Genomic DNA, 1,262 nt, shown 5'->3' with positions numbered 1-1,262 from the left:
CAGGGCGATTGCATGAAGCATCAGATCGGCAAGCCCAAGACCTTGGCAAGGTAGTCAGCACTCCAGCCGGCTTTTAAGCGTTTGGTGGCGATGCCTACCTTGGTCGACTTCTCATTTTTCAGCAAGTTCAGGGCGATTCGGCGTAGGATGGCGAAGTTTTGTGCTCCTTCGCCGACCCTGATACGGCAATCGTCTTCGCGGAACGCGACGTCGAGAACCCAGTGCATGTTGTTTTCGATACCCCAATGGGCCCGGACGATGTGCGCAAGATGAGCCGCTTTGGCTGCTAGGCTGCTGAGGTAATAGCGCCGCTCGACGCTGGCGGCACCGCTGCTGTTTCTGCCGATGATTTCGCGCCTAGATTCAATCATGATCAGGCTTTGGACGCCGGCCCAGTGCTGGTTTTGCTGGCCCAGCCAGGCAACGTCGTTGGTGACCAGGCAGCGCCGGGTTTCAATGCGCCCGTGGTCCTTTTCAGTGTGGTTGTGATCCCAGAACGGACGATCCAAGGTACCCGCCTCGGCGGCATCGAACCACAACCGTATCGCTTCGGCCAGACTGGGTTGGTTATCCTTTACCCCCAGCACATAGTCGGCGCCGCCAGCGACAATCTTGGCGGCGACATCATGCTGGCACCCCATCGCATCTATCGTGATGACGGCGCCCTTGATGTCCAGCGTGGCCAGCAATTGAGGGATCGCGGTGATCTCGTTGCTCTTGTCGGCGGTCCTCACTTGCCCCAGCGTCAAGCCACTGGCGCTGCTCCATGCCGACACCAGATGAATCGCGCTGTGTTTGCCATCATGGGAGCCGCGCACGCACTTGCCGTCGATGGCAATGTGCTGCCCCGGCAGCGCCGGGCACATCGTCCCCATCCATCTGACGAAACATGCCTCGAACTGCGTCGCATCGAGCAGCGAAAACACCCGCCCGAAGGTGTCGTGCGAGGCGATGCCGTTGGCAAAGGGCAGCTGTTGGCGCAGCCAGTCGAGCTTTGTTTCGCTCCATTCGACAACCGCCGTCCAACTCTCCGCGCCGCTGATGACTGCGCAGATCGCCGCCAGCAGCAACTCGTCGAGTCGATACGGACATTGACGCCCACGCGGGTCGCTCAAGTCATCGAATGCCGCCACCAACGAGATTGGTTCATTTGCCATTTGTCCGTCCAAATATCGAAAGTAAACGCCTTTCTCAATGCGTTTACAAGCAATATTTTCGACCTACGGCCACACCAAGCACTGATGCTTCATGCAATCGCCCTG

Annotated in this window: 1 protein-coding gene; it reads right to left on the bottom strand. The window is 58.7% G+C overall.

The window, feature by feature from the left end:
* Positions 1-20: 20 nt before the first annotated feature.
* Positions 21-1,157: an ISAs1 family transposase gene (locus tag ACP7B7_RS31605; protein ID WP_308920524.1), complete on the bottom strand. Its 1,137-nt coding sequence runs from the start codon at positions 1,155-1,157 to the stop codon at positions 21-23.
* Positions 1,158-1,262 lie beyond the last annotated feature (105 nt).

Source organism: Janthinobacterium sp. PSPC3-1 (assembly GCF_049896105.1).
Taxonomy (GTDB): Bacteria; Pseudomonadota; Gammaproteobacteria; order Burkholderiales; family Burkholderiaceae_D; genus Janthinobacterium.
This window is presented reverse-complemented; position numbering and strand designations above follow the sequence as displayed.